8 protein-coding genes, 1 tRNA gene, 1 other RNA gene and 1 pseudogene are annotated in these 8,163 nt (G+C 69.0%); 9 read left to right on the top strand and 2 right to left on the bottom strand.

Features of this window, described 5'->3' with window-relative positions; genetic code table 11:
* The first annotated feature begins 147 nt into the window (after positions 1-147).
* Together ARC20_RS14940 and ARC20_RS14945 are read left to right on the top strand one after the other, a co-directional pair.
* Positions 148-238, top strand: a tRNA-Ser gene (locus ARC20_RS14940).
* 104 nt (positions 239-342) lie between these two features.
* Complete coding sequence (locus ARC20_RS14945; protein WP_057648511.1) at positions 343-744, top strand: DUF6165 family protein; 402 nt, start codon at positions 343-345, stop codon at positions 742-744.
* A gap of 52 nt (positions 745-796) precedes the next feature.
* Here the strand turns inward: ARC20_RS14945 and ARC20_RS14950 are convergent, their stop codons facing one another.
* Positions 797-1,846 carry a glycosyltransferase family 9 protein gene (locus ARC20_RS14950; RefSeq protein WP_057648514.1) on the bottom strand — a complete coding sequence of 350 codons (1,050 nt, stop codon included), beginning with the start codon at positions 1,844-1,846 and terminating at the stop codon, positions 797-799.
* 21 nt (positions 1,847-1,867) lie between these two features.
* Between ARC20_RS14950 and ARC20_RS14955 the strand changes: the two genes are divergently transcribed.
* The 6 genes from ARC20_RS14955 to ARC20_RS14980 are packed head-to-tail and all read left to right on the top strand — an operon-like array spanning position 1,868 to position 5,561.
* The gene (locus ARC20_RS14955; protein ID WP_057648516.1) at positions 1,868-2,617 is read left to right on the top strand and encodes a 3-deoxy-D-manno-octulosonic acid kinase; all 750 of its coding nucleotides are present in this window, start codon (positions 1,868-1,870) and stop codon (positions 2,615-2,617) included.
* 1 nt (position 2,618) lies between these two features.
* Complete coding sequence (locus ARC20_RS14960; RefSeq protein WP_057648518.1) at positions 2,619-3,374, top strand: MBL fold metallo-hydrolase; 756 nt, start codon at positions 2,619-2,621, stop codon at positions 3,372-3,374.
* Positions 3,371-4,396, top strand: coding sequence for a GTP 3',8-cyclase MoaA (gene moaA / locus ARC20_RS14965; RefSeq protein WP_057648519.1), 1,026 nt, complete (start codon positions 3,371-3,373; stop codon positions 4,394-4,396). The genes ARC20_RS14960 and moaA overlap by 4 nt, the downstream gene beginning before the upstream one ends.
* Positions 4,397-4,398: 2 nt before the next feature.
* On the top strand, positions 4,399-4,899 hold the full coding sequence (gene moaC / locus ARC20_RS14970; protein ID WP_057648521.1) for a cyclic pyranopterin monophosphate synthase MoaC: 501 nt from the start codon (positions 4,399-4,401) through the stop codon (positions 4,897-4,899).
* Complete coding sequence (locus ARC20_RS14975) at positions 4,896-5,141, top strand: MoaD/ThiS family protein (RefSeq protein WP_057648523.1); 246 nt, start codon at positions 4,896-4,898, stop codon at positions 5,139-5,141. The genes moaC and ARC20_RS14975 overlap by 4 nt, the downstream gene beginning before the upstream one ends.
* A gap of 3 nt (positions 5,142-5,144) precedes the next feature.
* Positions 5,145-5,561, top strand: a complete 417-nt coding sequence (locus ARC20_RS14980) for a molybdenum cofactor biosynthesis protein MoaE (protein WP_057648525.1) — start codon at positions 5,145-5,147, stop codon at positions 5,559-5,561.
* 461 nt (positions 5,562-6,022) lie between these two features.
* Here the strand turns inward: ARC20_RS14980 and ffs are convergent.
* Positions 6,023-6,119, bottom strand: an RNA gene (gene ffs, locus ARC20_RS18035) — signal recognition particle sRNA small type.
* Positions 6,120-6,508: 389 nt separating this feature from the next.
* Between ffs and ARC20_RS18560 the strand changes: the two are divergent.
* Positions 6,509-8,163 (top strand): annotated as a pseudogene (locus ARC20_RS18560) (hypothetical protein); the annotation flags it as partial.

Here is an 8,163-nt window from a genome sequence, read left to right on the forward strand (position 1 = left end):
GAAATTGAACGCCATCATCGCGGCCGGCCGGACATCCGGCAACCTGCGGTGCAATACCGCGGCAGGTGCGCGGTGGGCGAACGGATCGCTTGTCCGCGCGCGCAATGCCCCGTATCATGCACGGCCCCGGTTCGCCGGGGACCACCCGGGAAGGTGGCAGAGCGGTTGAATGTACCTGACTCGAAATCAGGCAGGCGTTTATAGCGCCTCGGGGGTTCGAATCCCCCCCTTCCCGCCAGCATCCTACAAAGCCCCCGCAAGGGGGCTTTGTTTTGCCTGCAGCCATGCCGTCCACGTGCGGGGCGCTAGACTGCACTTCTTTCCGCGCAACCGGTAACCGCCATGTCCGAAATCCTCGTGCCCGTCTCTTTCGGTGAACTGCTCGACAAGATCGCCATCCTGCAGATCAAGTCCGAGCGCATGAGCGACGAAGCCAAGCTGCTCAACGTGCGCAACGAGCTCAGCGCGCTGGAGAAGACCTGGATGGCGCACCCGGCCGCCGGCCACGACATCGCCCGCCTGCGCGCCGACCTGAAGGCGGTCAACGAGCGCCTGTGGGTGATCGAGGACGACATCCGCATCAAGGAGAAGGCGCAGGCCTTCGACGAGGAGTTCATCCGCCTGGCCCGCAGCGTGTACTTCGAGAACGACGAGCGCGCGCGGATCAAGAAGGAGATCAACCTGGCGCTGGGTTCGAGCTACGTGGAAGAGAAGTCCTACCAGGATTACCGCGCGGGCGCGTAAGCGCCCGGCCAGCGAACCTGCCGACGGGCGCCGCGAGGCGCCCGTTGTCGTTTCAGCGGCCGTGGTCGGCGCGGTAGCGCTCGAATGCGGCGATGGCGTCGTCCACGGTCACCAGCGCCATGACGTCGTCGAACTCGATCTTCGTGCCCCAGGCCAGCGCGTCGGCCGGCTTGCCGAGGAACTTGCGCGCGGCATCGTCGTAGCGGTCCACGCAATAGCGGCGATCGGAGTAAGGGCCGCTGCGGTGCGGGTTGCTGGCCGCGTGCAGGCCGAGGACCTTGGTGCCCATCGCGTTGCCGATGTGCATCGGCCCCGAGTCCGGGGTGACCAGCAGCTGCGCGCGCGCCAGCAGGGCCGGCAGCTGCTTGAGGGTGTCCTTGCCGACCAGGTCCAGCGCCGGGGTTTCGAGCTGGGCCTGGATGGCGTCGGCGGTCTGCCGTTCCAGTTCGCTGCGCCCGCCGCACAGCACCACCCGCCAGCCCTGGCGCGCGGCGTGGTTGGCCAGCGCGGCGTGGCGGTCCGGGTACCAGTTGCGGCGCACATGGCTGGAGCACGGGGAGATCATCAGCACCGGGCGGCCGTCCTCGGGCCACTGCGCTGCGGCCCATTCCCACGCCTCGGCCGGCACCGGCAGGTCCCAGCGCACGGTGTCCTGGCGCAGGCCCAGCGGCTCGCAGAAGCTGCCGATCGCGTCGAGGACGTGGATGCCGGGGCGGTCGGGGATGCGCTCGTTGACGAACAGCCCGTGCAAATCCTTCGAGCGGCTGCGGTCGTAGCCCACGCGGCGGCGCGCACGGATGAAGGCCGACAGCACGTTCGCGCGGAACGCCACCTGCATCTGCAGCAAGGCATCGAAGCGGCCCAGCGGGGCGAGTTCGCGGCCGAGCGCGCGCATGCCGGCCAGGCCGCTGCGCTTGTCGTAGGTGTGGAAGGTGACGCCTTGCAGGCCGTCGAGCAGCTTGCGCCCGGCCGGATCGATCACCCAGTGCATCGGCGCATCGGGCCAGGCCTGCTGCAGGGTGCGCACCAGCGGCACCACGTGGGTGACATCGCCCAGGGCCGATAGCCGCAGCAAACACAGGGTAGGGGACGCTGGCGCCATGGTGTTGTTAGACTCGATGGAATGGTTGCCTTCGACGCCACTGAAGCGCTGACGCCGTGCCGCGAGGGCCGCGGATACGGCGCCATTCTGTTCGACCGTCAGCGACTGCGGCAAGCCGATCCTTCCTTGTTCTCGCCCGCGCGCTGGGGCGACAAGGCGCGCCCGGTGGGCGAGGGTGGTCGCGGCGGCGCGTGGTTCGTCGATGCGCCTTTCGGCCACTGCGTGCTGCGGCAATACCTCCGCGGCGGCCTGGCCGCCCAGCTCAGCCGCGACCACTACCTGTGGCAGGGCGCCAACCGCACGCGCAGTTTTGCCGAGTTCCGGCTGATGCGCGCACTGGTGGCGCGCAAGCTGCCGGTGCCGCGCCCGCTGGCGGCCTTCTACATGCGCGAGGGCCTGCGCTACCGCGCGGCCATCCTCATGGAGAGGCTGGAGGGCGTGCGCTCGCTGGCCGACCGCGCGCTGGTGGCCGGGCATGGCGCCCCCTGGGAGGAGACCGGCCGGCTGATCGCGCGCTTCCATCGCGCCGGCCTGGACCATGCCGACCTCAACGCGCACAACATCCTGTTCGACGGCAACGGCCACGGCTGGCTGATCGATTTCGACCGCGGCGTGCTGCGCATCCCCGCCACTGGCTGGCGCGAGGCCAACCTGGCGCGCCTGCTGCGTTCGCTGCACAAGCTGCGCGGCGAGCGCAGCCGCGAGGAAGTCGACAAGGATTTCGCCCGCCTGCGCCGCGCCTACGACCTGGCCTGGAACCGGGGATACTGAGATGGCCTGGTCGCTGCGTTTCCAAGGGGTGGGCAACGCCTCGGCGGTGGAGCTCGGCTCGCCGATGTCCACGATCGAGCGCGACGGCGCGCCGTGGCTGACCATCGACTGCGGCGCCGAGGGCCTGACCGCCTTCCAGGCCACCTACGGCCACCTGCCGCGGGCGATCTTCGTCACCCATGTGCACCTGGACCACGTCGCCGGCTTCGAGCGCCTGTTCGTGGACAGCTATTTCTCCGAACGGCGTGGCCAGACGCGGCTGTACGTGCCGGCCACCGTGGTGCCGCTGCTGCACCGCCGCGTGGGCGATTACCCGAACGTGCTGGCCGAAGGCGGCGCGAACTTCTGGGATGCCTTCCAGTTGATCCCGGTGGGCGATGCGTTCTGGCACGACGACGTGCGCCTGGAAGTGTTCGCCGCGCGCCACCACTGGCCCGAGACCGCCTACGGCCTGCGCCTGAAGGGCGCACTGGCGTGGACGGGCGACACCCGTCCGATTCCCGAAGTGCTGGCCCGTTATGCCGATGCGGACGAACTGATCGCGCATGACTGCGGCCTTCACGGCAACCCGTCGCATACTGGCGTGGACGACCTGGAGCGGGAATATCCCGCCGCGCTGCGCCAACGCATGATGCTCTACCACTACGCCAGCCATGCCGATGCCGAAAGCCTGCGCGCGCGCGGGCACCGGGTCGCGCGCCCGGGCGAAACGGTGGCATTGGCCGAGCCCAGCGCCGAGCGCCGGCAGCCGGCATGAACGCCCGGCCGCAGGTGGCAGGCCTGCCGGGGTTGCGCGACCGTCGCCAGCGTCCCCTGCGCGATCTGCGGTTGTCGGTGATCGAAGCCTGCAATTTCCGCTGCGGCTATTGCATGCCGGCCGACCGCATCGCCGACGACCACGGCCTGGACAGCGCCGGGCGCCTGGACTTCGCGCAGATCGAAACCCTGGTGCGCGCGTTCGCCCGGCAAGGGGTGAGCAAGCTGCGCCTGACCGGCGGCGAGCCGCTGCTGCGTCGCGATTTGCCGGCGCTGGTGGCGCGGCTGGTCGCCATCGAGGGCATCGAGGACGTGGCGATGACCACCAACGGCGCGCTGCTCGCCCGGCATGCCAAGGCACTATGCGAGGCAGGCCTGGGCCGGGTGACGGTGAGCCTGGATGCGCTGGAGCCGGCGTTGTTCGCGCGCCTGTCCGGCGAGCGCGGGCGCATCGGCGACGTGCTGGCCGGCATCGATGCGGCGGCGGCCGCCGGGTTGCCGGTCAAGCTCAACAGCGTGATCCAGCGCGGGGTCAACGAAGACCAGGTGTTGCCGCTGGTCGAGCACTTCCGTGGCAGCGGTCACGTGCTGCGTTTCATCGAATACATGGACGTGGGTACCTGCAATGGCTGGCAGGCCGGCGAGGTGGTGCCTTCGTCCGAGTTGCATGCGCGCATCCACGCGCGCTGGCCGCTGCGCGCGCTCGATGCGCAGTACCGCGGCGAGGTGGCCGAGCGGCATGCGTTTGCCGATGGCGCTGGCGAGATCGGTTTCGTCAGTTCGATCACCGCGCCGTTCTGCGGCGATTGCCATCGCGCGCGGGTGTCGGCCGATGGCCAGTTGTATACCTGCCTGTTCGCCGGCCAGGGCCGCGATTTGCGTCCGGCGCTGGCGCACGGCGAAGCGGCGTTGGCCGATGCGATCGCCGGCATCTGGCAGGCGCGCGACGATCGTTACAGCGAATTGCGCGGGAGTCCGCGGGCCGGTCGTCGGCACGTGGAGATGTTCCTGGTGGGAGGTTGAGGGTGGCGGTATCGAAAAAGGGGAAGCGCACGCTGACCCATCTGGACGCCGCCGGCCAGCCGGCGATGGTGGACGTCACCGACAAGGCGGTCAGCTCGCGCAGCGCGGTGGCCGAGTCGCGCGTGCGCTTTCCCGCCGAGGTGGCGCGGCAGCTGCGCGCCGATGCCTTGCGCAGCGCCAAGGGCGGCATCGTGGATACGGCGGTGATCGCCGGCACGATGGCGGTGAAGCGGACGCACGAGTTGATTCCGTTCTGCCATCCGTTGCCGATCGACGGCTGCCGCATCGTCATCGAATGGGCGGGCGAGCAGGTGTTGCGGATCGAGTGCACGGTGCGCAGCACGCATCGCACGGGCGTGGAGATGGAAGCGCTGACGGGCGCGAGCGTGGCGGCGTTGACGGTCTACGACATGTGCAAGGCGTTGTCGCACGCGATGGTGATCGGCCCGACGAAACTGCTGGGCAAGCGGGGCGGTCGTCGCGACGTGGGGCGTGCGCCGTGAGCGTGGCGGTGAAGGTGCTGTATTTCGCCAGCCTGCGCGAGCGGGCGGGGCTTGGCGAGGAGCTGTGCGAAACCGCTGCGGGCGACCTGGCCGGGTTGTACGAGGAGCTATCCGCGCGGCATGGGCTGGGCTGGCCGCGCGCGCAGTTGCGCGTGGCGGTGGATGGGGCATTCGCCGAGTGGTCCGCGCCGCTGCGCGCGGGCAGCGAGGTGGTGTTCATTCCGCCGGTGTCGGGAGGGTGAGCGGTGGCTGATTTCTCTTTGCATGCCGTGCCGTTCGACGTCCAGGTGTTGCGCGCGCCGCTGGCGCATTCGCGCGCCGGGGCGTATGCGAGTTTCGAAGGGTGGGTGCGCGATCACCACGAGGGGCGCGCGGTCGCCGGGTTGTTCTACGAGGCGTATGTGGCGCTGGCCGAGGCCGAGGGCGCGAAAGTGCTGGCCGAGGCGCGGGCGAAGTTCGACATCGTGGAGGTGCGGTGTGCGCATCGGGTCGGCGAGCTGGCCGTCGGCGATCTGGCGGTGTGGGTCGGGGTGACGGCGGCGCATCGCGATGCGGCGTTTGCGGCTTGCCGCTATGTGATCGATGAGGTCAAGGCGCGGGTGCCTGTGTGGAAGCGCGAGCGCTATGTCGAGGGGGATGCGGGGTGGTTGCATCCATTGTGATCTGAGGCGCGGCTGTTCTGTTTTTGTCGCGCGGCGCCCGGGGGCCATGCCCTGGCGGGGGACGCCAAAAACTGCATCCATGCGGGGCTCGTCAGGCGACATCCATGTCGCCCGACGCCCCCGCCAGGGCATGGCCCCCGGACGCCCCACGGATAGCCACGACCGGACACGGGAAAACAAAAGCCGCGGCGTCGGCCACGGCTGGATGTCATCTGGTGGAAAGCCCCCCTTCTGTTAAGGGGGGCGCGGCGAAGCCGCGGGGGATAGGCGAGGCGGAAGCTGGGGCCCGAAGTTTGCGCAGCAAACTTTGGGGGCTAAGCCCGCGCAGCGGGATTAGCCGCGAGCGAAGGCGCGGGGGATAGGCGAGGCAGAAGCCGGGGCCCGAAGTTTGCGCAGCAAACTTTGGGGGCTAAGCCCGCGCAGCGGGATTGGCCGCGCCTCATCGCCCTGAAAGGGCGATGGCCCCGCCGGCTGACCTCGGCGCCCGCGTCGATCGATACCGTTGCTGCCTTCCGGCCCTGGCGGGATTTTCGACCTAGCGTCGCGAGGGGCCGACGGGGCCACCATAGAGACGAAACCGCGCCTGGGGCGCGGCTTTGGTGAGGTCTGCCGGGCGGGAGTCGTCCTGTCGGATGACTCGGGACCGCAGGCGGCGACCGATGCCCGGCATTGTAGCCGCTGGCCCCTGTCGCCGCCAGCCCGCGAGCCCGTGCGGGGTGTTGCGGCCGGTGCGTGAACTCCCGTTTCACGAGGCCGTTGCTAGCGTCCGGCACGGTGGCGCGGGCGCTTCATCGCCCGATGCCCCTAGGAGACAGGGGCCAGCGGTCGCGTCGATGGCGCGACCGGCAGCAACGGGAAGGGCTGACATGCGTCGTCTGCATTCCGTGGTATCGCCTCGCGCTTCGGCTTCGCACGGCCGCGCGTTCCCTCGCATCCGTCGCCACCAGTTGACCCTGGCCCTGTGGCTGGCATTGCCCGCCAGTGCGGCATGGGCCGATTGCGTGGACGACGGCGCCGGCAACGTCACCTGCAGCAACGTGGTGAACGCCTACAGCGCCGACGGCGCCGCCGAGCTGCGCATCAACATCGAGCAGAACACCAGTTTCAACGGCCCGCTCGATGTGTCCAACGTCGGCGTGCTCAGCATCAGCAACGGCAGCAGCACCGTGACCGGCGGCAACCTGCAATCGGTATCGCTGTTGAACATTCCCAATGGGGTGTTCCTCAACAACGGCAACATCAACGGCACGTTCACCATTTCGGGAGGCGGCAGCCACTTCCTGCTCAATTACCTGGTGGGCGGGCGCTTCAACGGGCCCATCGTGCTGGAAGGCGATGGCAACAACACGATCTACAACTACGGCACGCTCAACCCCACCGTGCAGGTCAACGGCACCGGCGTCACCGTGCTGCAGAACATGTCCAGCGACGGCTCGGAGGCGACGATGAACGGCGGCTTCGTCGTCGTCGGCATCGGGCAGACGCAGATCACCAACGGCGGGCGCATCCAGAACGGCTCGATCACCACCGGCTCGGGCAACGATTTCATCAACAACCTGCCGACCGGCACCATCAACAGCGACGTGCTGCAGGGCGATGGCAACGACACGTTCTACATGAGCGGCGGCCAGGTGAATCGCGATATCCACCAGGGCAACGGCGACGACTGGTTCTCGCTGGCCGACGGCCAGATCAATGCATCCATCCTCGCCGAGGCCGGCAACGATTACCTGGTGTGGACCGGCGGACTGGTCAATGCGATCGACATGGGCAGCGAAGACGACCGTGCCGATTTCCGCGGCCTCACCGATACGCAGCTGCGCGCGATCCCCATCGACGGCGGGCTCGGCAACGATTCGCTGTACTGGTTCAACACGCAGGGCACGCGGCCCGATCGCCTGCTCAACTGGGAGCTGGTCGACCTGCGGTCCAATTCGCAGCTGACGATGGGGCCGGACCTGGTGCTCGGCGACAGCGGCACCGGCGCGGGCACGCTGGCGCTGGATGCCACCAGCATCCTGTTTGCGGGCAACGGCGCGTTCTCGATCCGGCCGGCGGTGGCGGGCAGCCGCGTGCTGGTGTCCAGCGCCGGCACGCTCGATCTCACCAACGGCGGGAACTCGGTCAACGACAGCCTGACCATCGTCGGCGATTACGTCGGGCGCGATGGCCTGCTGAAACTGCAGACGGAACTCGCCGAAGGCCAGCCCCCTTCCGACAAGCTGGTGATCGACGGCGGCAGCGCGACGGGCGCCACGCGCATCGGCGTGACGAATGTCGGCGGTACCGGCGGGCTGACCACCGGCGACGGCATCCTGGTGGTGCAGGCGCTCAATGGCGCTACCAGCAGCACGAGCGCCTTCACCTTGGCCGATCGCGTCGTTTACGGTCCCTACGAATACCTGTTGTTCCGTGGCGGCGACAGTTCCACCGACAGCTGGTTCCTGCGCAACACGGTGCCGCCGACCGTTCCACCGACCGTGCCTCCCACGGTGCCGCCGACCGTGCCACCGACTGTTCCGCCCACTGTTCCGCCCACCGTTCCTCCGACGGTGCCGCCCACCGTGCCGCCACCTCCACCGCCGCCGCCGATCTCACCACC

The sequence above is a fragment of the Stenotrophomonas panacihumi genome (assembly GCF_001431645.1).
Lineage (GTDB): Bacteria > Pseudomonadota > Gammaproteobacteria > Xanthomonadales > Xanthomonadaceae > Stenotrophomonas_A > Stenotrophomonas_A panacihumi.